The 22,291-nt window shown below is 50.4% G+C and carries 29 protein-coding genes; 5 read left to right on the forward strand and 24 right to left on the reverse strand.

Going from position 1 to position 22,291, the window contains the following annotated elements; genetic code table 11:
* Nucleotide 1 precedes the first annotated feature (1 nt).
* The 15 genes from AB6V08_RS08815 to AB6V08_RS08885 form a co-directional block, all read right to left on the reverse strand.
* Nucleotides 2–949: a phage tail protein gene (locus tag AB6V08_RS08815; protein WP_368542324.1), complete on the reverse strand. Its 948-nt coding sequence runs from the start codon at nucleotides 947–949 to the stop codon at nucleotides 2–4.
* Nucleotides 939–1,556: a phage tail protein I gene (locus AB6V08_RS08820; RefSeq protein ID WP_368542325.1), complete on the reverse strand. Its 618-nt coding sequence runs from the start codon at nucleotides 1,554–1,556 to the stop codon at nucleotides 939–941. The genes AB6V08_RS08815 and AB6V08_RS08820 overlap by 11 nt, the downstream gene beginning before the upstream one ends.
* Complete coding sequence (locus AB6V08_RS08825; protein WP_368542326.1) at nucleotides 1,549–2,460, reverse strand: baseplate assembly protein; 912 nt, start codon at nucleotides 2,458–2,460, stop codon at nucleotides 1,549–1,551. The genes AB6V08_RS08820 and AB6V08_RS08825 overlap by 8 nt, the downstream gene beginning before the upstream one ends.
* The gene (locus AB6V08_RS08830; protein WP_103848526.1) at nucleotides 2,457–2,822 is read right to left on the reverse strand and encodes a GPW/gp25 family protein; all 366 of its coding nucleotides are present in this window, start codon (nucleotides 2,820–2,822) and stop codon (nucleotides 2,457–2,459) included. The genes AB6V08_RS08825 and AB6V08_RS08830 overlap by 4 nt, the downstream gene beginning before the upstream one ends.
* Nucleotides 2,819–3,454, reverse strand: coding sequence for a phage baseplate assembly protein V (locus AB6V08_RS08835; protein ID WP_368542522.1), 636 nt, complete (start codon nucleotides 3,452–3,454; stop codon nucleotides 2,819–2,821). The genes AB6V08_RS08830 and AB6V08_RS08835 overlap by 4 nt, the downstream gene beginning before the upstream one ends.
* 181 nt (nucleotides 3,455–3,635) lie before the next feature.
* Nucleotides 3,636–4,268, reverse strand: coding sequence for a phage virion morphogenesis protein (locus AB6V08_RS08840; RefSeq protein ID WP_368542327.1), 633 nt, complete (start codon nucleotides 4,266–4,268; stop codon nucleotides 3,636–3,638).
* Nucleotides 4,269–4,736: a phage tail protein gene (locus AB6V08_RS08845; protein ID WP_368542328.1), complete on the reverse strand. Its 468-nt coding sequence runs from the start codon at nucleotides 4,734–4,736 to the stop codon at nucleotides 4,269–4,271.
* Nucleotides 4,737–4,738: 2 nt separating this feature from the next.
* Nucleotides 4,739–5,275 carry a DUF2514 family protein gene (locus AB6V08_RS08850; RefSeq protein WP_368542329.1) on the reverse strand — a complete coding sequence of 179 codons (537 nt, stop codon included), beginning with the start codon at nucleotides 5,273–5,275 and terminating at the stop codon, nucleotides 4,739–4,741.
* The gene (locus AB6V08_RS08855; protein ID WP_368542330.1) at nucleotides 5,272–5,661 is read right to left on the reverse strand and encodes a M15 family metallopeptidase; all 390 of its coding nucleotides are present in this window, start codon (nucleotides 5,659–5,661) and stop codon (nucleotides 5,272–5,274) included. The genes AB6V08_RS08850 and AB6V08_RS08855 overlap by 4 nt, the downstream gene beginning before the upstream one ends.
* On the reverse strand, nucleotides 5,654–5,983 hold the full coding sequence (locus AB6V08_RS08860) for a phage holin, lambda family (RefSeq protein ID WP_134350814.1): 330 nt from the start codon (nucleotides 5,981–5,983) through the stop codon (nucleotides 5,654–5,656). The genes AB6V08_RS08855 and AB6V08_RS08860 overlap by 8 nt, the downstream gene beginning before the upstream one ends.
* 9 nt (nucleotides 5,984–5,992) lie before the next feature.
* Entirely contained in the window at nucleotides 5,993–6,196 is a 204-nt protein-coding gene (locus AB6V08_RS08865) for a tail protein X (RefSeq protein WP_001514728.1), read from the reverse strand.
* Nucleotides 6,196–6,684, reverse strand: a complete 489-nt coding sequence (locus tag AB6V08_RS08870) for a head completion/stabilization protein (RefSeq protein WP_152401172.1) — start codon at nucleotides 6,682–6,684, stop codon at nucleotides 6,196–6,198. Before AB6V08_RS08870 ends, AB6V08_RS08865 begins: the two co-directional genes overlap by 1 nt.
* Before the next feature lie 99 nt (nucleotides 6,685–6,783).
* Entirely contained in the window at nucleotides 6,784–7,629 is an 846-nt protein-coding gene (gpM, locus tag AB6V08_RS08875) for a phage terminase small subunit (protein ID WP_368542331.1), read from the reverse strand.
* A gap of 44 nt (nucleotides 7,630–7,673) precedes the next feature.
* Nucleotides 7,674–8,720, reverse strand: a complete 1,047-nt coding sequence (locus tag AB6V08_RS08880; protein ID WP_368542332.1) for a phage major capsid protein, P2 family — start codon at nucleotides 8,718–8,720, stop codon at nucleotides 7,674–7,676.
* Between the two features lie 38 nt (nucleotides 8,721–8,758).
* Nucleotides 8,759–9,598, reverse strand: coding sequence for a GPO family capsid scaffolding protein (locus AB6V08_RS08885; RefSeq protein WP_368542333.1), 840 nt, complete (start codon nucleotides 9,596–9,598; stop codon nucleotides 8,759–8,761).
* 146 nt (nucleotides 9,599–9,744) lie between these two features.
* Between AB6V08_RS08885 and AB6V08_RS08890 the strand changes: the two genes are divergently transcribed.
* Both AB6V08_RS08890 and AB6V08_RS08895 read left to right on the forward strand, forming a co-directional pair.
* Nucleotides 9,745–11,460, forward strand: a complete 1,716-nt coding sequence (locus AB6V08_RS08890) for a terminase large subunit domain-containing protein (RefSeq protein WP_368542334.1) — start codon at nucleotides 9,745–9,747, stop codon at nucleotides 11,458–11,460.
* A 2-nt stretch (nucleotides 11,461–11,462) separates the two neighbouring features.
* Complete coding sequence (locus tag AB6V08_RS08895; protein ID WP_368542335.1) at nucleotides 11,463–12,509, forward strand: phage portal protein; 1,047 nt, start codon at nucleotides 11,463–11,465, stop codon at nucleotides 12,507–12,509.
* A gap of 383 nt (nucleotides 12,510–12,892) precedes the next feature.
* Here the strand turns inward: AB6V08_RS08895 and AB6V08_RS08900 are convergent, their stop codons facing one another.
* The 9 genes from AB6V08_RS08900 to AB6V08_RS08940 all read right to left on the reverse strand — a co-directional run bounded on the left by AB6V08_RS08900 (nucleotide 12,893) and on the right by AB6V08_RS08940 (nucleotide 20,390).
* Nucleotides 12,893–15,691, reverse strand: a complete 2,799-nt coding sequence (locus AB6V08_RS08900) for a hypothetical protein (RefSeq protein WP_368542336.1) — start codon at nucleotides 15,689–15,691, stop codon at nucleotides 12,893–12,895.
* A gap of 57 nt (nucleotides 15,692–15,748) precedes the next feature.
* Nucleotides 15,749–18,106, reverse strand: coding sequence for a replication endonuclease (locus AB6V08_RS08905; RefSeq protein WP_368542337.1), 2,358 nt, complete (start codon nucleotides 18,104–18,106; stop codon nucleotides 15,749–15,751).
* Nucleotides 18,103–18,282: a hypothetical protein gene (locus AB6V08_RS08910; RefSeq protein WP_368542338.1), complete on the reverse strand. Its 180-nt coding sequence runs from the start codon at nucleotides 18,280–18,282 to the stop codon at nucleotides 18,103–18,105. Before AB6V08_RS08910 ends, AB6V08_RS08905 begins: the two co-directional genes overlap by 4 nt.
* Nucleotides 18,282–19,253 carry a Dam family site-specific DNA-(adenine-N6)-methyltransferase gene (locus AB6V08_RS08915; protein WP_368542339.1) on the reverse strand — a complete coding sequence of 324 codons (972 nt, stop codon included), beginning with the start codon at nucleotides 19,251–19,253 and terminating at the stop codon, nucleotides 18,282–18,284. The genes AB6V08_RS08910 and AB6V08_RS08915 overlap by 1 nt, the downstream gene beginning before the upstream one ends.
* A 1-nt stretch (nucleotide 19,254) precedes the next feature.
* On the reverse strand, nucleotides 19,255–19,464 hold the full coding sequence (locus AB6V08_RS08920; RefSeq protein ID WP_368542340.1) for a hypothetical protein: 210 nt from the start codon (nucleotides 19,462–19,464) through the stop codon (nucleotides 19,255–19,257).
* An 85-nt stretch (nucleotides 19,465–19,549) separates the two neighbouring features.
* A complete protein-coding gene (locus AB6V08_RS08925; protein WP_368542341.1) occupies nucleotides 19,550–19,780 on the reverse strand; it encodes a phage filamentation protein Fil family protein in 231 nt (76 codons plus the stop codon).
* Nucleotides 19,770–19,976: a DUF4761 family protein gene (locus AB6V08_RS08930; RefSeq protein ID WP_439649865.1), complete on the reverse strand. Its 207-nt coding sequence runs from the start codon at nucleotides 19,974–19,976 to the stop codon at nucleotides 19,770–19,772. The genes AB6V08_RS08925 and AB6V08_RS08930 overlap by 11 nt, the downstream gene beginning before the upstream one ends.
* 10 nt (nucleotides 19,977–19,986) lie before the next feature.
* The gene (locus AB6V08_RS08935; protein ID WP_368542343.1) at nucleotides 19,987–20,178 is read right to left on the reverse strand and encodes a hypothetical protein; all 192 of its coding nucleotides are present in this window, start codon (nucleotides 20,176–20,178) and stop codon (nucleotides 19,987–19,989) included.
* A gap of 8 nt (nucleotides 20,179–20,186) precedes the next feature.
* The gene (locus tag AB6V08_RS08940) at nucleotides 20,187–20,390 is read right to left on the reverse strand and encodes a DNA-binding protein (protein ID WP_258982218.1); all 204 of its coding nucleotides are present in this window, start codon (nucleotides 20,388–20,390) and stop codon (nucleotides 20,187–20,189) included.
* Between the two features lie 284 nt (nucleotides 20,391–20,674).
* Between AB6V08_RS08940 and AB6V08_RS08945 the strand changes: the two genes are divergently transcribed.
* Genes AB6V08_RS08945 through AB6V08_RS08955 form a run of 3 tightly spaced genes read left to right on the forward strand, consistent with a single transcriptional unit; the run spans nucleotide 20,675 to nucleotide 22,087 of the window.
* Nucleotides 20,675–21,067 (forward strand): helix-turn-helix domain-containing protein, encoded by a 393-nt coding sequence (locus tag AB6V08_RS08945; RefSeq protein ID WP_368542344.1) that lies wholly within the window; start codon nucleotides 20,675–20,677, stop codon nucleotides 21,065–21,067.
* 25 nt (nucleotides 21,068–21,092) lie between these two features.
* Nucleotides 21,093–21,725, forward strand: a complete 633-nt coding sequence (locus AB6V08_RS08950) for a hypothetical protein (RefSeq protein WP_368542345.1) — start codon at nucleotides 21,093–21,095, stop codon at nucleotides 21,723–21,725.
* Nucleotides 21,716–22,087, forward strand: a complete 372-nt coding sequence (locus AB6V08_RS08955; RefSeq protein WP_368542346.1) for a hypothetical protein — start codon at nucleotides 21,716–21,718, stop codon at nucleotides 22,085–22,087. The genes AB6V08_RS08950 and AB6V08_RS08955 overlap by 10 nt, the downstream gene beginning before the upstream one ends.
* Nucleotides 22,088–22,291: the final 204 nt, after the last annotated feature.

Below are 22,291 nucleotides of genomic sequence, written 5' to 3' on the forward strand. Positions count from 1 at the left end.
ATTAATTACCTATTGTGATCCAACGAATGCCTTGAGTTGACCCTGACCCAGTATTCGAATTTGAAATAGCAATAGTTGACTTATCAACAGGTGAGCACCCACAGCCGTATTCTTCGACTAAAGAAATTGAACTCCCTTTAACCGCTATAGCGAAAAGACATGCATGGTCGTAAGTGACAGGAAGTGTGACATTTGTTGTCGCCTGTCGCGCAGCATTAATAATGCCCCATTGGATCAATATAACCCCCGGCCCTCCCTCAATCATGGCTGGCACTTCCAGACGCCCAGTTGATGAGGCCACCGCTGCACCTGCGTTTAACTTAGCTGATGTACCTAGCCCCAGATTTTCAAATACAGCGCTAACCAAACCCGCATCAACCATCTCCTTAAGAGCATTTTTAATAAGCGGATATTGATCGTGTGGGTTCGATGCAGAAATATGCTCGCTCATCAAACCATCAGCGTAAGATTCCGTGACGATGACTTGAGAATCGACATATGCTCTGGTTGCCAGTACAACTGAAGGATCAATTTTAAGCGTTACCGCCTGGGTGCTGCTGACGATCAGAATGACGCGAATCACCTGCACACGTCCGCTACCTTCCTGCAATAACGGCTTATATGTTTCCGCGCAATTCGCTATGGCGATCATATTTCCGTCGCTGTCATACAGACCAACCTCGCGAATCCACCACCCGCCCACGTCTTCCGGGATCACCTGCTCAGCAATAATCTGGTTGGTGTTTACCGGGTCAATGGTCAGCGTGTTGAGCGGCGCGCGGCGCAGCTCATGCACAAGCGCAGTCTGCGCAGGGTTTGGCGTCGGCAGTGCGCCGTTGCCATCCCCTACTGCCATCTGAGTAATTTCAACCTGTTCACCCAATGCCGTGGCGTTCGCCAGCTTCGCGGCCCCGACATTGGTTAGCAAGGCATAATATTTAGTTGCCACTTGGTGAGATCTCCACGGTATCGATCAAATGAATTGCACTCCCCACATACTCCGCACCGCCAACTGAAATGGTTTCTGGGAAATAGGGGTACACGGTCAACGTGTCGCCCAGATAGGCAGACGCGCCAACATAAACGGGGCCGGTAGTCTGTAAGTGCAGGCTCATGCCCAGCATTTGACGGCTACACGGTTTAACGTCTGCGATCAGCCGCTCAAGCTCCTGATAGGTTTCTTCGCTGATGCCTTCATCTTCGACGCCAATATCCAGCGTAAACGTGCCTGGATCTGTATCGATGTTCCACCACTCGTTAACCCGGATGAAGTACCCGAACGGCTCTACAGCGCGGCGCATTGCTCCGGTAGTGCCTTTGTAGCGGTGCAGGTAAAACGCATCCGCTATCGCCTTACGCTTCGTTGTCTGGGGCCAATTCTCATCCCATCGATCAACAGAGAAAGCCCACGCCAGATAGGGCAGCAGGTCAACCGGGCAGTTATACGGATCCCAGAGCTGGCGCAGCGGTACTCGCACTTCCCCCAGAGCGGCACAAACGCGGGCGGCGACACGCTCAAGGCGCGTTGAGCTGGGCGGTGTGAGGGTTTTACTCATCGTATCCCCCAACGGTTATTGTGTAGCCGGTGCAGTGGGACGCCTGAGTATCATCAAGCACCATATCCTCCACTGGTTGCGCCAGTTCCACACGCTGCACACCTTCAACGTGCAGCGCGGCATAAATGGCAGACAGCCGGATATCACGCCCCAGACGACGCTGATCGGCTATGTACGCCTGTAGCTTTTGCTCAGATGCCTGGCGGATGGGTTCCGACTCCGGCCCCGGATAGATATACAGCGTGGCATCAATCTCATAAGGCACGATCTCCGCCGCCTGAACGGTCACGCGATCGGCAACAGGGCGCACCTCTTCGCCATTCAGCGCACTGGCAACGATATCGATCAGCTCCTGGCTGGCGGTGCCGTCACCCTCACGGGAAAGCACAGAGATTGTGACGCAGGCAGGCGTTGGGCTTACGGCAGACACATCAGCAACGCGCCCATCAGCAGACAGGCCGAAAAATTCATATGCCGCCGTTGGCCCGGCAACGCTCAGCCCTTCAAACGCCTGCGGAGTGCGGACGCGCAGATCGGCATCAGATTCCATCACTGCGGGCACAGGCGGTACAACGCTGTCATCTTCCGGCGTAATAGTCAGGCGTTTCACGTTGAAGTTTGCCGCCAGCTGATCCAGATCACTGCCCACGGAGTACGCCACCATTACCGCGCGCGCCGCTTCGTTCACGCGCTGGCGTAGCAACAATTCGCGATAACAGTTTTCTTCCAGCAGCATGGTAATCGGCTCAGATTCCAGAGAGAGAGTGCGCCTGATAACGTCCTGTTCATCTTCCGGGTAAAGAGCGATAAACGCCTCTTTACGCTCATTGAACAGCGTTTCAAAGTCCAGCGGCTCCACCACTACCGGAGGCGGTAATTGTGAAAGGTCGATTGTTCCGCTCATGCCTGCACCTGCCTGCCGATCGTTACGTCCGTGGTAAAGGGTGATTGGGTATCGGTACGACTGGCTTTGATGGTGGCAACCATCTGCCCTGCCCCGGTTTCCGTCAGCACGATATTGGTCAGCGAGATTCGCGGCTCCCAAAGGAAAAGCGCGCTGTATATCGCGGACATAATGCGAAGGCGCGTTACGGCGTTGCCTGGTTGATCAATCAGGTTATTGAGCTGCGAGCCATAGGCGCGGCGCATAACGCGAGAACCAACCGGCGTTAGCAAAATGTCATTGATGGACTGAGAAATATGCTCGTTATCGGTGAGCGCTTCGCCGGTTTCGGCGTTCATCCCGCGATATCTTGCGCTGGTCATTGCGGGCCGTCCGTCTGGCTTCCGCCACGTTCTACACCGCCATGTTTGTGGGTATGCACCACAACGCCATTTGATGTAATGCTGCCGCAGCTATGCTCAATATTGCCGGTCATCTTACCGCCCTGTTTCATCTCAAACGTGGAGCATGAGAGTTTTTTAGTGCAGATCACTTCTGGCGTATCAAGGGTGATTGAGGTTGTTGCGGTACAGGTAATTTTGGGGGCAGTCGCGGCGATAGAGTCAGACGCCTCTACGGTTGCGCTCTTAATACCAGTAGCAGCCAGTGCGCCGGTTGCCGGGTCATACAGAACCTTCGCCCCGTCAGGGTACAAAGTGACATTTGACGTTTCACCGTTATCCGGTGGCTTCACGCTATCGCTGTACAAGCTGCCCATGATAACGGCATTTTCCAGATCGCCGCATGGGGCAAAAAGTAACACCTGTTCGCCTGGTGTAGGTGCCCACCATGTAACAGCCGTTCCGGCGCGCAAAGCCGCCCAGCGAATCCAGTCCGTTTTATTCTCTCCTGTTGAGACTCGCGCAACTGGCGGCTCAGCATCAAGATCAACATCCGTCACCGTACCAATACGGACAAGGTTACAGATCAGGCGATAGAGTTCATTCAGGTTCATAAGCTGGCTTGCGTTATTAAATTTACAGCCAGTTTCATGATCCACGCGCGCGCAAGCAATTCGCTGGCATTGTCAGGGGTTGGTAACAATGGATAGTGGTACCGGCAGACATTGCCAGTTATGACAGTGGCAGGAAAAAAGCATCGAGCACCGTCACTTTTAACAGTGCTGTGGGAAGGGTTCATGGTTGCAGAAAACTAACGATAGCATCCGCCAGCCAGTCAAAATCGCTTTCCGTAAAGCCCAGCAGTTCACGCGCCGGGTAACGGGTAAGGGCACCGGGTGCCACGGTATCAACCTCACCATACTGGTGAACGCTGGCGATCTCGGCGGTATGCCCGGAGTAACCCACCACGGCGGCGCTGGCGGTACCGTATGCTTTGAGAAAGCGAGCGGTGCGCAGGCGTCGGAACATCTTTTCTTTACGGGTGGTGGTGCGCTTGGTCTGGTTCAGATGGATCTCAATATAGTGCTCAATATCGCGCTTGTAGAAGGTGCGCAACGCCCCTTTCTCGACATCGTAGCCGGTGATGGCGCGCTGTTCGCCGCGCCCGGTAGTACGCCAGTTGCTCAACTCGCGTACTTCATCTTTCCACAGGAATTTAATCCCGCCCTGAGTGCGCAAAATCTTACGGCGGCGCGGCGTATAGCTCTCTCCGCTGGGGTTTTTCTGGCTGTTGATGCGCTGCTGCTGGCGCTTGCGCAGACCAATAGCCACCTCGCGCGTGAGTTTACGGCGCTGGCCCGGCGCGAGTTGCGCCGCCACGGTTGCCAGATAATCATCAAGGGCATGGAACAGCGGATCAGCGTTCATTTAGTCCGTCCACGTTTCGCCGTTTACTGTATCTTCAAAGACCAGTGACCAGGCACCCAGCTCCGGCCCCGGCATAGGATCAGCACGGTGATGAATAACCGGCTTACCCTCTTCAACTTCGACAACAACCGCCTCACTGGCCTGAATTTTGATAAGCACGTCCATGGTGGAATTGCTCAGGATATCCGCTTCAAAGGTAATGCCATCGCGGGCACGGTCAGGGTTGAATAGCAGCTCAGGCTGGTACAGGCGCGCCCATGCCAGAATTGGCAGGCTGAGGGTATCCAACGGCTCAGGGTAATCCATCGCCAGCACCTCAATGGTGTACTCGTATTCAAATGAGGCAGAACGCTGCCCGGTGCTCACCATGCGCCCCTTCTGGACGTACACCGCCAGATTGTCAGGGTTGTCACGCAACCACGGCACCGCCTGGCTGATGTGTTTGCGAAGCAGATCGGGTTTTAACATCGTTATTTCTCCACCGCTTTGGCTCCTGCCAGCGCATCATAAGCGGCTTCACAGCTCAGCCCTCTGATCCTTGCCTGATCAGCAATTGCCGCCAGCTCTCCCGCTCGCTGGTCAGCGCGGCGGAACAGCTCGGCAAGCAGTTCGCTGCCGATGGTGCCTGCCGCGCCTTCGCTGGCAGTTGCGGCACGGCGGGCGCGTTCACTTGCTGCCAGTCTGGCGGCGAGCTTTGCGGCTTCGTCATGCAGCCCGTCAGAAACAGCGCGGGCATGGTCAGCATCAGCAATGGCCTGAGCAATCTGCCCCTCAGCCCTTCTCTCAATCGCATTTATTTCACCCTGTCGGCGTTGCTCTTCGGCTCTGGCTTCTGCCTGCCGCTTTGTCAGCGCGGTAGCATCATCGGCATCCCGCTGTTTCCATTTTAGTGCCCATTTTGTATTCGCCTGGTGGGCACCAAACCATGAACCAGAAAGGAAGGCACCACCCAGAATTAATGCAACCAGAAGGCCGCGCCAGTATCGCCTGAGCCATGCCAGAATCATGCAGGGTACGCCGCATAAGGAAGCTGGAAGTGCGGGCCATCTTTCAGCGTCTTCCAGTCTCCGCCCCACTCAACGGGAATATTCAGCTCCTTGCCAGCCTGTTTGAAGGCTTCGGAAATCTGCTGGTAATATTTCCAGTCCCATGAGCCTGCCGGGGTGGGGTATGCAAACACATCAATCGCATGGCCTGAAAGGTGCCTGCTGTTCATCGTCTGGCTTTTCCCTTCCGCAACAAGCTGCTTTTGCCGCTCTACCGTGCGCAGCCCTTCGGTGATACCAAAATCAACGGCGGAAAGTTGAAGGGCGCGGCGGACAACTTTCACAAGGTCAGCGTTAACACCTTTCAGGTTATTTTCACTTCGCTGGCTGAATTTAAATTCACTCATTTCCTTTCGCTCCCCCGATACGGGTTTCAATAAAGCCGGTCACTTTGTTACGCACCTTGTCAGCACCCATAAAACCTATGGATGCGCCCACGAAGGTAACGGCATTAGACGGCAATCCCAGATATTCCAGCGAACCGGCAACCGCCAGCGTAACGATCCCGCAGACCAGTGAACCGGTGGCGGTTTTAAGCAGTGATTGCCCATCGTAGAGGCTCATCAATGCCGATATGCTGAGTGCAGCACCTGCGGCAAAAAGCGTTGGCAGGTAAGTAGTTATCCATTTCATTGTTTGTTCCAGCATCCCCGTAGGTACGTCGCTCATGGCAACCTCTCAATCCCATAGCTGCACGGTTTCCCGCTGGGTGGGTGGTGGTAATTCAGGAAGATAAACAACCTGCCCGGCACTCAGCAGCGGGCCGCTGTCGCACAGTCCCGGATTAGCTTCATGCACGGCTTCGGTTACTCCCGCCGTTCTGCCGTAATACCGCCAGCAGAGTTCATCAACGGTGTCATCCTGCTGCGCCTGCACGTTCATTAGCACAGCTCCGCAAGGCCGCGATCTTCATTCTGGATATCGCGAATAGACCAGCGAACATCACGCCAGAGCGTGTCTATCTGGGTGCTGAGCGCCTGCGCGTGGTCATCCCCTTTACTGGTTGTATCAATATCGCGATACCCCTCTATCAACAGGGCTTTGGTCAGTGACCAGACGGCATTTTTATAGCGCCAGACTTTCACCGATTCGCCATTCACTGGATCGGCTGGGATTTCTGCCAGAGTCTGATAACCAGCATCAACCTGAACCTGACGCCACAGAAGAAGCTGATCGTTAACGTGGGCCACAGCCTCAATGGTGCGGGACATAAGACGATCGGTTGTTACCTGCCCGTCAAGGCGCATCGCGCGGCGCAGGTCAGCCAGCACGATCACAGGCCAGAAAGGCAGGCTCTCAACTTTTGCGCCGCCATCGTCCGGCGCGGGATCTGATGGCGGTCTTACCGGTTCAGTGGCGACCAGGCTCATACAGGTATCTCCATAAGGCAGGCGGTGGACGGCGTGACGCAGTAGAGGCCGGGCTTTATTGCGTCACACCGTGCCGCCTGGTGCGCGGGGGCACATTCGTTATGACTTCGCGGCTTTGCGCATCGTCTTGTTCTTTGCTGCCGGTTTTGCCTGGCTGTTTTTCGGCTTTTTGGCTGCGGTAGTGCGCGGCGCGCTCGAAAGCGCTGCTTTCGCGGCCTCTGGCTGCGCTTCCGGCTGTACCGGTGGCGCATCGCCCTCGCCTTCTCCGCCGCTGGCTGCGGTCAGCTTTTTAATATTGCGATCCAGCAGTTCGATATCACGCGCCACGCCAATTTTTGCGTTGAGCCTGATAGCTTCCTGCAAATGCGAGCGGGCAAGCTGCTGGGATTCAATATCCTGATTCAGGCGCACGGTGTACCCCATGACCTTAAACAGCTTGGCCCTTACCTGATCGGGCATATCTTCATGGGTAGTGATGCCGTTCAGCGCGTTGAGGTTGTCAATGCTCACGCTCGCCTTCGCCGGGTTCGCTTTGAAGGCGGCAAGGATGGGATCGCAAATCTCTTCAACCAGTACCGTGGCGGTGGTGCGCTTGTACTGGTCAGGCATCGGGATTTTATGGCGCAGCACGTACTGGCCTATCCGTAGCGCCTGCGCAATATCACCGGCATCCGCTGCCCAGATCATTACGGTGGTGATCACTTCATCCGCCTGGCCCGTATCCGCTGCCAGTACGCCATCAATCCACGGCTGGTAATCCGGCAGGCGCTCGCTTTTCAGCTTCGCCTTACCGGCATTCGACTGGATGCGACTGAGGTCGGCTTTATCCATGCGCAGGCGAAAAAGTATCTGCTCGTATGCAGTTCTTTCGGCGGTGGTTGTTCCGCGATTACTGCGGCGCTCAGCCATCACCCGATCAAAATGTTTTTGTGCTGGTGTTAACATTTATGCCCCCTGAGCAGGCCAGCGCACTGCTGGCCTGCGGCGTCTTATTGTGCTGGTGCTGGCTCGGCGGCGGTAATGCCTTCGATCAGACAGCCATAGCCGTAGTCTTCAATGACGTAGGCATCATTCGAAGAGCTGTACGTTGAGACGCGGTTATACTCCGGCTCTTCAACGATGCGGCGACGGTGCCCGCCTTCCTGCCAGTAGATGGACAGGTTTTCCCAGGAGGTAATGAACATGCTGCCATCAGGGAAGAATGGCGCGATAAATGACGGCAGGTTGCCGATCGTTTTACGCGACGCAATCAACTGCCCGGCAAGTGCTTCGGAGTTAGGGTTATTGGTGCTTACAGCGTTGATGATCGGGAATGAACGGTTAACCGTCAGATTACGCCCGGTAATCACCACCAGATCAGGCGAATCCTTGTACCACTCATCCATGAGCGAGTTGACCGCATCAAATACGATGGAGTCATAGTTACCGTAATCACCTTTCGCGATCACCTGGTTGGTGTCGTCACGGCTGGTCACGGTGACATCTTTCATCACGCGCTGGGCCGCGTTAGTGCGGTACTGCTGGAGCCAGCCGATACCACAATCCTGTAACAGCGGATTGGCGGCGCGGTCTGATTTCTCCGCGTAGCTGTTACCGTTGAAGCCGATCATGATGCGATCGAGCGCAATACGCTTGATGATCTGATTGCTGAGGCGCTGCTGAAAGTCCGGGAATTTTGCCCAGGCATCAAGCTGCGTGTACGGCGTAAAGGTATCGGCGTTCACCTTGTTACAAATGTACTTATTCGAATCCAGCGCCGCCACAGAGGTAGGCTGACGGCGATCCGTGGTGGAATTGTTGGTACTGGATACCGGGCCACTAACACCCAGCCCGATTTTTTCACCGGTCTGATCGTTAACGCCGTAAATGTTAATTTTTTTCAGCATCTCAGACGACTGCTGGATCTTGTCCTCAAGCGTCTGTTCAACGCTCGGATCAATGCTGTACGCCTTGGTGATGTGAGCAGCACTGATATGGTTCAATTCAGCCTGTCGCTGAATGTACTTATCAAACAAATCGCGGGTTGTATTACGCATCTTATTTTCCTTTCCTGAGCCTGACGCACTGAGCCTTATCAGCAATCAGCCAGATGTTGAGTTGATTGACCATCGCCGCCAGTGGCAGGCGGGCGCTGGCTGTACTGATCAACGTCCTGGCCTTTCAGTTTCTCTTCCAGCGCTTTGAAGTCCTTACGCAGGCTTTCCAGCTCGGTAGCGTCAGCCTTACCTTTCACCGCAGCGGAAAGTTGGGTTGTGCTGTCCAGCAGCTTGCCCTGGCTCTCGGCAATCGCCTCGATAGCTTCACGGTTTTCACCGTTCTGCTGGCTAAACTGCTGTTGCGTACCACCCAACAGCGCCTTAACACGGGCAAAGAAGTTTTTGCCTTCATCCTGCGGCGGCTGCTCATCTTCAAATTCCATCGTGGATTCAACGGCGGCGGTGAAGAAACAAGCCGGATCATGCTTACGGGATGCCAGCGGGTTAACGGTGTTTTTGGAACAAAACTCCATCATTTCCGTGCCCAGACTGGCGGGGCTATCGGTACAGGCCAGCCCCATCAGGTAGGCTTCGCCGGTATCTGCAAAAGAGGGATGCACTTCAATGCTGTGATAAATCTTCTGGCGGTTCTTTTTCAGGGCAACCAAATCATCAGTGGCATCAACCTGCACATACAGGCCCATTTTGCCTTTCAGCGGCTCCTCGGTGATCTCCTCTGCCTTGACGGCAATAACATCGCCATAAGCACGAAAATCACTGTTTGGAGAGTAGCCCCGGAGGTGCTCCAGATTGACGCGGGCACCGTATACGGTTGGGTTAAAGCGTTGAGCCATCTGCACAATGTGCTGACGCTCCAGCGTCCGACCGTCGCAGGTAGCACCCTCGACAGCAACGCGAAATGGTTTTGACTTTGGCATGTCGAAATCCCGAATGAGTGAGTGATATTAACCAGTGCCCCTATCATTCCCGCCGCAGCCGAAACGCGCAAAGCGTTGCCGTTGTTGCCGTTTTCCGACAATGACAACCCAAAGCGACGCGCGCGCGGGCGCGGTACTCTGCCAGCATGAAACAGACTTCCCACGATGAGCCACGGATTGCCGCTAAGGTCATGTACTGGCAGGCATACAGCATCACGCAGATCGCCAAATCGATCGGCGTGAGTACCAACACCCTGTATTCATGGCGTCGCCGCGATAAGTGGGACGAGTCCACCGCGCTGGAGCGCGTACAGGATCGGATGCAGGTGCGGCTTTTACGTCTGACGGAAAAGCCAGACCTGACGGCGCATGACTTCAAAACCATTGACCTGTTAACCCGTCAACTGGTGCGAATGGAGCGCGAAGAGCGCCGCAGCGAAGAGAAAGGCCGCGAGAAAAAGCCGAAAAATCACTTTACGGAAGAGCAGATCGGGGATCTACGCGCTCTGGTGCTGGATTCGCTCTACGAGCATCAAAAACGCTGGTACAAGCAGCGCGAACGCCGTAACCGCTTCATCCTCAAATCGCGCCAGATTGGTGCCACCTGGTACTTTGCCCGTGAAGCACTGTTACGGGCGCTGGAAACCGGCAACAACCAGATCTTTCTGTCAGCCAGCCGCGCCCAGGCGTTCCAGTTCAAGAAGTTCATCCAGCTACTGGCGGCACAGGTTGGCGTTGAGCTGAAAGGCGGCGACGCCATCACCCTGAGCAACGGCGCAACGTTCTACTTTCTCGGCACCTCAGCAGCGACGGCACAGAGCTACACCGGCGATCTGTATCTGGATGAAGCATTCTGGATCAACAATTTCCTTGAGCTGCGCAGAGTCGCCGCAGGCATGGCAACCCATGAAGGGCTGCGCCGTACCTACTTTTCCACGCCATCCACGGAGGAGCATGAGGCTTATGCCTTCTGGACTGGCGACCTGTTCAACAAGGCAAGGCCCAGAGGTGAACGGGTAGAAATAGACGTCAGCCACAAGGCGCTGAAAAACGGCAAGCTGGGCGGTGATGGGATCTGGCGGCAGATTGTTACCATTGAAGACGCGGTAAAACTCGGCTTCAACCTGGTGAAAATTGAAACCATCAAGATGGAGAACTCCCCGGAAGAATACGACAACCTCTATCGTTGCCGTTTCGTGACTGCGGGAGAGCGCGCCTTTAACTACAACGCCATGATCGGCTGCTGCGTTGACGGCTTTAACGATGATGTATGGCCCGACTGGAACCCATTTGCCCCCAGACCGATAGGCGATCGCGGTGTTTGGGTTGGCTATGACCCCAACGGGGGAAGCGGTAACGGTGATTCTGCCGGGCTGGTCGTCATCGTTCCGCCAGCGGTACCGGGCGGCAAGTTCCGCATCATTGAACGCATCCAGCTTCGCGGGATGGAGTTTGAGGAGCAGGCAAAGGCCATTCAGGGGCTGACAGAGCGTTACAACGTCCAGCACATCGCGATTGATGCCACCGGGATTGGTGATGCTGTCTGGCAACTGGTGATCAAGTTCTTCCCGCTGGCGGTGAAATACCAGTATTCCGCCCCACTCAAGCGCGCCATGGTGCTTAAAACGCTCATGCTAATCCGTGTCGGTCGTCTGGAAATGGATGCGGGAATGCTGGATCTCGTCCAGTCATTTATGACGGTTCGCAAGGTGCAGAAAGGCGGGGTAATGACCTACGTTTCCGACCGCAAACGCGGCAGCAATCACGGCGATCTTGCCTGGGCATCTATGACAGCCTTGTATAACGAGCCGATCGGCAGCGAAAGCGGCGGCGGTAATGATAGTTTTGTAGAGGAGTTTTAAACGTGAGCCGCAAAAAGCAAAAGTTTCAGGCCAGACCGCAGCAGCCAGCCAGCGACGAAACCGCAGGCATTGAATCATTCAGCTTTGGCGACCCGGTAGCCATCACCGATCGCAGTATGTTGCTGGATTGCATGGAGTGCGCTGATAACGGCGTATATTTTGAACCACCGATCAGCCCCTACGGCATTGCCCGGATGTTTGATTCAACGGCCTATCATCAGTCTCCGCTGGTCTTTAAGCGTAATGTGATCACATCCTGCTACATCCCTCACCCACTGCTGAGCAGGCAGGAAATGAGCGCTTGGGTGCTGGATTATCTGGTATTCGGCAACAACTACATGGAGGTACGCCGTAACGTACTGGGCGAGCCTATTGCGCTGAAACATGCCCAGGCCAAATATACCCGGCGCGGCAGCGACCTTAAAAAGGATCAATACTGGTTTATCACCCGCCGCGATGCAGACTACCCATTCAATCCGGGCAGCATCTGCCAGATAAAAAACCCCAGCATCCACCAGGAGATCTACGGCGCGCCTGAATACATGGCCTCGTTACAAAGCGCCATGCTCAACAGTGAAGCAACCATGTTCCGCCGTAACTACTACATCAACGGCAGTCACGCCGGGGTAATCGTCTATCTGACCGACCCGATCGCCAATAACAAAGACGTTGAGAGCCTGAAAAAATCATTGAAGGATGCGCGCGGCGGCGGGGCTTTTAAAAACCTGTTCGTTTACGCAGCAGGCGGGAAGAAAGACGGCTTGCAAATCCTGCCATTCAGCCAGATAGCGGCAAAGGATGAGTTTACCGGCATCAAGGACGCAACGCGGGATGATATGCTTGCCGCGCATCGCGTCCCGCCTCAATTGATGGGGGTGATGCCAGGCAATGCCGGGGGGTTTGGCGACGTTGAGAAAGCCGCCCGCGTCTTCTCCATCAACGAGCTGACGCCGATACAGGAAAGCCTGAAAGAGCTGAATGACTGGCTGGGCCTTGAGGTGATCCGCTTCAACCCTTACGCCCTCGCAGCCCCATCAACAGCCGCCTGACCATTCAAAAATGATTGACGCTTCACCCTGCCAGAGGGTGAGCACAGCCCGCCCAAAAGCCAAACGCCATAGAAGCCCCTCAGCGCCACGCTGACAGGGGCTTTTCTTTTCCATCCCCTCACCCGACCACAACGCAACCGCATCAAAACAGAGCCGCACAGACGCGAAAAAGGGCATTAACAGGCATACCCTCCTTACCCCCTCAGCGCGCGATGGTTCCCCCGCCTCGCCCGCACACAAAACCCCCGTCTTTTTGTGCAAATGTGCAGACCAGCTGAAGGCCCGCCCCGTCTGGTCTGGCTTGATAAAATCCCCCCTAAACAATTTGTGCATATCCGCAAGATATTGCGCAATGATTGTAAGGAGTCTCTCATTTCAGTTTTTTAAGATACATTGCTGTTATCAGGGTTCTCCGTTCTGCTACCTTGAATCAATTGCTCCATCTCTCTTTCTTGTCTTTGATTGATAAATTGGCACGCCTCCTCTGATAAAAAATATAAATTGCAAATGTTATTTGGCACCGCAACGATGTTAAAGGTGGCATTTAACATTGAATAAAGAAAAGGATTATCATCCTCAAATTTATATCGCTCTGTTACAAAATCAATATTTCCTTCAAAAATTCTTTCAATATTAACCGTTAGGATTTCTTCTGATTTCTTCAATTCAAAATTATCTAATAAATTCAAATAATACAAACCAGAGCCATTCAAATTCAAATGGCCTTCTTTATCGTTAATCTTTAAACCTTTTGAGTGTCTAAAAGTATTCACTCTATCTTCAACCATATATTCTATCGTGATTAATTTTTCAGTTGGTAATTCTTGAGGATCCTCAATGTTTATAATATTTGCAACTTCTACATTGATGCTATGTAGTACACTACGAATCCATTCATATATCAACCACTGGCTATGGTTGTGAATGTTCATTCCATAAGAAACCCCATCTATTGGAGGGATAACTTCCCTTTTATTGACTAAGAGATATGCTTCAATTCCTCTGACTTTAGTTTCTAAAGGGATTGCATCCAATGATAGAATTAGTTCGAAATAGTTCTCCACAGAAAGTTTAATTTCCTTACTATATTTATCAACTAATGAAGATTCTAATTCCGATTCGATAACGTTGCGCAACACTAGTGTATTTAGCGAGGAAATAATTAATTCCAATTTAGTCACAATTTGTGCTTTATTATTGCCCTCAGATATTTCCTTATCAGTAATAAGCTTAAATAAATTGGCGAATGAATCTCCGTTTAAGTAGGTTACAATCGAACTTAGCTCATGCGTTAATATGGAAGTTTCCTCTAGAAACTGAAATGCATCCCTAACAAATAAAAGATTGAACTGGTTATTATTAAAGGAGCTTTGCGTAAGCATGAATGCTATCATCTTATAAGTATCGTTCGAAACCGATGTCCACGTGGCCTCTCCATCCGGAATTTCTCTTATTTTAGTTTCTGCACCGAATACTGAAAATTCTTGGGGGATCGAAAACAATACATCATAAAGCTCTTTTTTATAATACAATTCGTGCAGAAACTTAGCATTTACCCAAGACTTTAATAACAAAATTAAATCTTTAAGCTCCTCTTTGTACTCATCCCCTTTTTTTTCTACATGTTCTATCCGCATAATTAATAACGCTATAACTTCAAATAAGCAGCGTAACATTTTACGTTGTATTTCATTTAAGGAATCATATTCAGTTTCATTACTGAGATCTAGATATTGCAATCTACTTGTCACAAAATCAGAATCAACTTTGAACGCCGCGTAATTCTTATAAACTAAGTTGTGCAAAACTGTTGATGTATACAAGTCTAAAAAAACATAATTTGACTCTTCCGCACGATACCTTACTCTGTGATCGAAATGTCTAAATATTCTGTTATAAAAATCGGCAAAATTATTTTTACCATAAATATATCTTGCTAAATCTATTAACGACCTCATTATATTTGCTGCTTTTTCAAAGTTTTTCTGATTAATGGATTCAGATATCATTTTTTCAAAAAACTTTGCAAGCAAGGAAGTTTTAACTAAATTTTTGTTATTTGATGACGTTATCGACAAATCAATATTTTTTAATGTGTATAGGTAGTTTTCATTTGAGGTTAACTCATGAAAAATACGCACTCCAAAATCTAATGACCACTCATCACCATTCAGCAAACTATTCCTAACGTTTTCCACCAGTGCTTCTTCAAATTGCTTAAACTCATTATAAACATAGGGGACAGAACTATAAGTAAGCCCGCACCTCAATAAGGATTCAATTTCTGAAATGTGTTCCTCTGTTAAATCAGATTCAACAGCAGGAATTATTTTTATCGAGGAGTTTGATATAGGTGATAAAAATGACAAAGAGAAAAATAAGGTGGGGTTATTTTCCAGATTAAATTCGTTTATTTTCATTGAAAGTTGATTAAATACATCAGGACTATACCCTGAAATAACTATATCAGTGTCGTCAGGGAAAATATTTATCGTTATCGAGTCATCATTCCAATAGAAAGCAATTTGATCATTACTGTAAAAATCACCTTCAGAGACTACTTGAGAAAATTCATTAGTAAGTTTCTGACGCTGATTGTTGACCTCGCTATATTTTAGGCCTGTTGTCCGTATCGAATCTAACAAAACCCCATTAATAATCCCTGGCTCTTCTGTTAAATGGTAAAGCCTATAATACATTACACCATATTTAACAATAAAAAATAACGAAAAGAAAGACGAAATAAAATAACCAATTAAACCACTTCCAATAAGAAGCAAGAAAATACCACATAGAAGACTGCATACAGACTGAACGCTAAAGCCTAAGAAATTATATTCCCTTAGCAATAAAACTTTCGACAGAGGCTCAAAACCATGCTCAGATGTCTTAGATACCTGATCAACAAACATTCCCATGAAGGTTATAGACAAAGCCGCTATAGTGCCATGTATGCCTAAAAAACTTCCCCATACGCCTGTAATCCAATTGAGATAGGGATTATTATAAAAAGACGGGCTAATCAGTAAGTATTTATAGGGTTCAATACAATAACGTGATAAATACATTCCAACTAGAATCAAAAGTGAAATCACCGAATAACACGCTATAGTTTTCTTTACGTTATTATACATGACAATTACTTTTGGCTTGCCATTTATTTCTATTTTCCTAATACTCATAACATATCCCAATTTGTGGTAAGCAGCAACTCACATAACGAGGCATCTTGTTTCGCCCTATCCATTTTCATACAAGGCCTTTTTCAACCTTTCTATTATTCTATCTCTATCTAAAATGTTCGCCATCTTTTGTTTAGATGGTCCGTTGAAACTTGTACCTGACCGATTTTTGAGCGTCAGACGCCCATCTTTGACTGCGAAGATGAGATCACCATAACCAATGTGCGCACCCGCAATTATTGATTTTATCATTCCTACACTGGCATCAACTCCACGCAGTGTAAGCAGTTCTCTAACCAAGAGCTCTTTCACTGATAGCCCGGTACCCTCCTCCCGTTCTGGTGCCCATTTTTTACGCTTACGCCGCACATCGTCACTTAGCCTCTGCGCAAGTTCTCGCTTTTCCTGCCTTGAAAGATCATCAAAATTCACCGTCACGCCCACTTCGTGATCGGCATGTTCAAGACCGTCTGCACCTGTCGCGGGATCCCGCGTACAGTTATTGACAGAACTCCGAGGGGCGGCGCTGCCGCCTGAAAAACCAACGTCAACGGCCACACCGTCAGCGCTCTGGCGCTTCGGCACGATTTTGTATTGAGTGGTGCGGGTGAAGATCAAAGAGTCATTGCCCGTAATCGGGCAGTAAATACCAGTGATTCGCTGGACGTCATCGCCGTAGGCGTTGCCGTTTTCGATGGTTTCATAGTGCAGACGGATACGCAGCTTATCGCGCTCAACCAACGGGCCACCCTGAGCTAACACGTAGTTATCCCACTCGCCTGCGTCAGCGGCCTGCCGCGCGGTTTCCAGTTCAGGGTGTAAAACAAGTTCACGATTGCCCAGGCGGCGAAGTTCACGATATACCGTGACCGGCGCGCCGCCGATCTGCTGAAATTGGCGAATTGACCAGCGCGACGCCCACGCGCTAACGCGGAGCGACATTTCTTTCAGGTCTTCCCCGGTTTCGTCGTCCTTCTCACCATCCAGCGCGAAGCCGTCGATATTCTTCGAAATGTATTTCGCTATGTAGCCGGTTGCGCTACCTAAAGCGTCCTCAATAGGTTTAAATTCAAGGCGGTGCTCCCACGCTCCCGGCTCGTTGCCGTCTTCTCTCAGGGCATATTTTCGGAAGATATCGCGCGCCTGTTCGACCTTTTCCGGGCGCATGAAAAGAAGTAAGTGCCAGTGCGGCGTTGCATCGTGGTGCGGTTCAACAACACGAAAACCGAAAACACGGATCCCTTTTCTCTTCCATGCGGCGCGGGTTCTCGCCCAGACTTTGCAAAGATATTGCTGTGTCTCACGCGGCGACGCGCCACAGTATTTGTTATTACGGCGCCCGTTATGCTGCATAGCGTGATAGCGGGAAGGCGCTGTCAGCGTGTAGAAGTCACCGGCCAGCCCTTCCAGCTTCGCCAGATCTTCAAATCCACGCATTCTCGTCATGAGTTCGCGGCGACGGTTGGCCGGATTGGCAACACTACCGGCAACTTTATCGATCAGTGAAATGCGTTCGCCCGTGTCCTGGTCTTCCAGTTCCATAGCCTTAAGGTATTCACGGTTAGCCTTTTTCTGGGCCAGCCATTCCGTAAGGCACGGGGCGCTACTGTATGGGGAAGATTTTTTCTGGACGTATCCCGCTGCGATCATCAAATGCTCACGCCACCGGGCATGGATACGGCGCAGGCGGTTTAACCACCACTGCGGTGACTCAAGGCGAAGAACCGCGCGTAACGCATCCTCCGCTTCCAGTTCTTCATTGCAATACGCCATCCAGCCGGGGAGCGGCGTTTTCAGATGCACCGCCAGCGACGCAATACGGCCATAGCCCGAAAGCGCCGCGAACTCTGGATCGCCGGTGCGTGCCAATTGGTGATCGGACTCGCGTATAAACTCGCTCGTAAAGATATCGGCAAGCGTATAAGCCAGTCTTTTTAACTCTTTCTTCCCTGCCCAGAGCATACGGAAAAGCTGAGCGCGGATTGGCAGCAGAATGCCGGGCATCACAGTGTCAGGCTGGTAAACACTGTTCACGCTATCAATACGCGTTAATACGTGGCGCTCAAAGGTATTAACCAGCCAGTGATCTGCCGCTTTGCGGTCTTTCGCGTCCAGTGCATCCAGCTTCGCGGCAAAGTGGCGGCGGATATACTGCGGAAGAGAAGCCAGACGGCGACGCAGCAGCTTGCTGCGCTCCGGCTTTTCGTCTTCCGCTACCAGTTCACTGAATGCAATATGCTTACGCGTGCCGTCCGGCGTGAGATAGTCGAAACCATCCAGCCCCGGCGATACATCAACGCCAATAGGCTGGTATGGTTTGTTTCCGCCATAGGCGTAAGGGATAGCATTGTCAGTGCTACCCGGATACGGTGGAGGTGGAGAAGGGGCGCGACGGCCACGGGTTGCCGTGGTCATATTTGAACTACATCCCCTACTTTAACGGCTTTGGCTTCCTCTTCTGATTTCTTCAGAATTGTGGTTATTGACTCCCTTCCATAAGCTCTTACTTTCGCCTCAACCAACCAATACGGCACAATCTCGCCACGACTCACGCTTATCATTTCAACAATCCAGGCGTCTATAAGATTCATTAAAAAGCCTCCAGATCGTCAAACGTTCCCGCCGCAACCATCGCGTTGTAAGTCGCATCACCCATCACGGCGCCACAATCAGGGCAACCGCCGCCGTAACGCCCGCAGCAGTCACAGACAGGCAGCACGCCGATCACTTCTTTGGCCTTCTGGCGGTTGTCTTTGTCAGTGCTGACGGAACGTTGCACGCTGATTTCGTGCATCTTGAAGGGCTGATAAATCGTGCGGGTAGCTTCGGTGTCGCTATTGGAAATAACGACCTTCACACCATGCTTACGGTTAACTTCCAGCAGTGCCTGGACCAACTGGTGGTGGTAGTCTTCCGTGAATGGTTCAATGTGGTATTGGGTAAAATCGGCTGTTTTGCTTTCAGGCAGGTAAGGCGGATCGCAGTAAACGAGAACATCGCCACCCGTGACGACCTGTAGAGAACGCTGGAACGGCGCGCAAAGAAATATTGCCTTTGTATCGTTGGCCTTTTCGGCAAACAGGCGGATTTCATTTTCAGGAAAGTAGACGCTTTTATACTTGCCAAACGGCACGTTAAAACCGGTCTTGCGGCTGTAGCGGCACAAGCCGTTATATCCGTGGCGATTCAGATACAGAAATTGAGCAGCGCGCATGATGCACGCCATTTCGGCGCCATAACGCAACCCACCGCTTTTTACCGTACCCACCTGCTTATTGAACGCGGCGCGGACTTCGTTATACCCCTGCGGGCTGTTCTTACTGTTGAACAGTTCGCGGGCCGCATCGATTACTAATTCCGGGTAACGGGTGACTTCCCGATACAGGTTAATCAGATCCGGGTTGATATCGGCCAGCACATAACGCCGGTATTCAGTCGCAAGAAATACCGACGCACCACCGACGAACGGTTCGATCAGACAATCAGCTTTCGGAAGAAGCGGCAGCAGGTCAGGAAGGACACGGGTTTTACCCCCTGCCCATTTGATGAACGGACGAATCATTTTAAACTCCGTAAGGGGACGCGGGCACGGACTGGCGCTGTAATTGTTCAACGCAGTGCTGGCGTAATGTGTTTATGAAATTGATGGTTACAGAGCCATCGGCAGATAGGGTTAATTCACCATCTCGGCGGGTTTTAATAGTTAACCCTTCATCTTCGATAGCAGGTAAGAGAACGTGCAAAATAAAGTTATATTGATCACGTCTGGTCATTGCCTCTTCCTCATAAAAAGAATGAGTTAAACCGCCGCAGCTTAAAAAAGATGCGGAGAAACAAAGTTGATTTTTGAAAACCGAATTACTTAAATAGTGTTTTAAATAACTTAGTCACAGAAAGCAGGAAGCCTTTATTTATTTTTTGAGTATAAATAAAAGGTTTATTCTTACCTTTAAGAAACTGAACCTTCGCCGGTTCGGGCTTAAAAAATCTCCCGTCCGGAGTTTCCAGCCAGCCGCGTGAGTTCTTGAAGTGTGTAACCTGGCACCCGTGCTTAAGCAGGCTTGCCAGTGATGGGCCTTCATCGTGCATTACTGCCCCCTTGCTTATACATCCCGTCTACTGTCTGCATGGCTTCGGCTAAAGCAAAGTCACGCCCGTAATATTCACCATTACTGGAAATTCTATAGGAGTGTTTCAGCGTAAAAGGATTACGCGGGCACTTCTGAATAGTGAAGCCTCGATATAAATATGAGTGACAACTCAATTGTATTAATTGCACAGCCACATAAGCCCCCTCACATTCCTGCTTTAAGTAAAATACCATCGACATGGCGGGCTACATCTTTGGTAACTTTCTTGATTATCTTTTTATCAGTAACTTTTAATTCACTGCTGTTAGTACGAATTAAAAAACCTGATTGCATTTCATTTAAAAGAGTGTTCAGAATGATATTACACTCAATCACCCGCTGGCTGTTCTTGTCCATATCACACCTCAACTATTGGCGATTGCGTCCTTGAGCATTGCGACCATGTTCACTTCGACTTTGCCACCTGAAAGTTCTTTCGGTCGGATAATGATCCGCCCATCTCTTACCATTCCCCGGCATGTATCGAACGGGATACCTGTAACCCGTGAATATTCTTTGAGGGAAAGATAAGGCGCTGCAACATTCATATTGATAGTGATTTTTTCCATCTCACCCTCGCCGACTAATCAGATTGTTCAGCCTGTAACCCGCGCAAAAAAACCATACGAACCATGTTTGAAAGTGAGCGGCATTCCTGATCTGCCATTGCTTCAATAGTCTGTCGCTCTTCTGGTGATAACCGAAGTGGGATCGGTTTTCCGGTGGCGGCCCCTTTAGGGGAACGTGACCTTTGTTCATGATGTGCTTGTGTCATAGTGGTATATTGTGATCTGCTAAGTGTCCGTGGAAAACATTATGAGATCTATAGATCTCTTTTGTCAAGGTGGTAAATGTGAGCTTTACATCACAATGCATAAATCGATTGAAATCTGAAAGGAAGCGTCTCTCTTTAAATCAAGCTGATGCCGCGGCATTGTGCGGCGTATCGAGGGAAACCTGGGGGAAGTACGAGCGCGGGGCAATGGTACCTGGAGGGGATGTTTTACTCTCTTTTGCAATTAATGGTGCCAACATCCAATACATCCTTACCGGTGAAGAAACAGGCGGAACTTCTCTGACCCGCGATGAGCTGGAATTAGTTAATAGCTTTAGACCGGCCCCATTACCTGTTAAAGCCGCAGTGCTTGCAGCACTAACAGCGGGTAGTTCAACATCAGGTTCCATCAATGTTTCAGGCCAGGGAAACCGGGTAGCAGGCAGGGATTACAACGAGAATAAAAAGTGAAATAGATAATTTGACAGGAGGCAGTATGAACAATGACGTTAGTGGCAGGGAAAACCGAACGGCTGGGCGCGACTTTCATGAGAACATTACTCATGCAGCAAGGGACATCAACATATTCAATGGCTACCCGGAAAAGGCACCCATCCCCCTTGAGAAAAAGAAGAAGGACCAGGTTAAAGACTTAGTCAAAAAAGTAGCTGAAGCCAGTAGTGAAGCTGAACCCGCTATTTGGCGGAAGGTTCATGCTGAAATCGGCATAAATAAGCTGAGTGAGATGACAACAGAACAGCTACCTCCTGCCTGTAATTTTCTTAACTCTTTACTTCAAGAACAACAGTATGCCGATGAATGCCGAGTTCTTGTTGGGAAGATACTCAAGCGGTTGAACAACTTTAGCGAAGAACAAAAAAAGTCTTTCTATAAAAAATGCGAGCGTAGTTTCACAACAACAACGTTAAAAAGCATGGATAAAAACCAGCTTTCGCAGGCATTTAGTTGGCTTTTTGATGAAGAAGAAACGCCTTCATCTTTAGAAACGTCCTCTAACCTCACCATGCTTGACGTCATTGCACGATATCCATTTGTAGCAGGAACAGTTTTTGTTGTTGGGGTTGTGGCTGGCGTATCGATTTCTTTAACTGGGATTTTATGGCAATGAATCAAGATGACAGACAAAGGCTTTTCATCAAAAGGCTGGAACAAGTAACTCCTGAGCAATTCGTTACATTCCTTGCAGCTAAAAGAGTTACGGCTATCTGTCCAGGATGTGGGCGGGAAGGCGAGCAGGTTGTTGATGAAAGCAATCACATCACTTTGGACAAGTTACTCAAAAATGACAAACCCAATGTTTTTGTTACGTTTTTCAAACACCAATCTGCCACCCCTGGCGACAGCGATATAAATTACTTCTACAAGCTTACTTGCGCATATTGCGGGTACATAACAATGCATTCGGTTTCCTCTGTGCTCCGGTGGCTTGATGATGAAAAGCATCAAGAAAACGGTGAACATGATGAGTGATTTGTCATACTCTTTTAGCACTACACAGATGCAGATAAAGAGGTCAAGCCTTATGTCAGAAAACGAATTCGCAGGACGAGCTGGAAGAATGGAATCTGATATTTCATATATCAAACGAGACATATCAGATCTTAAAGATGACATAAAAGACATAAGGAGCGATATCAAAGGCATTAGGAGCGAGATGAGAAATGACTTTCGGCT

It is taken from the genome of Enterobacter soli, assembly GCF_964208575.1.
Classification (GTDB): domain Bacteria; phylum Pseudomonadota; class Gammaproteobacteria; order Enterobacterales; family Enterobacteriaceae; genus Enterobacter; species Enterobacter soli_A.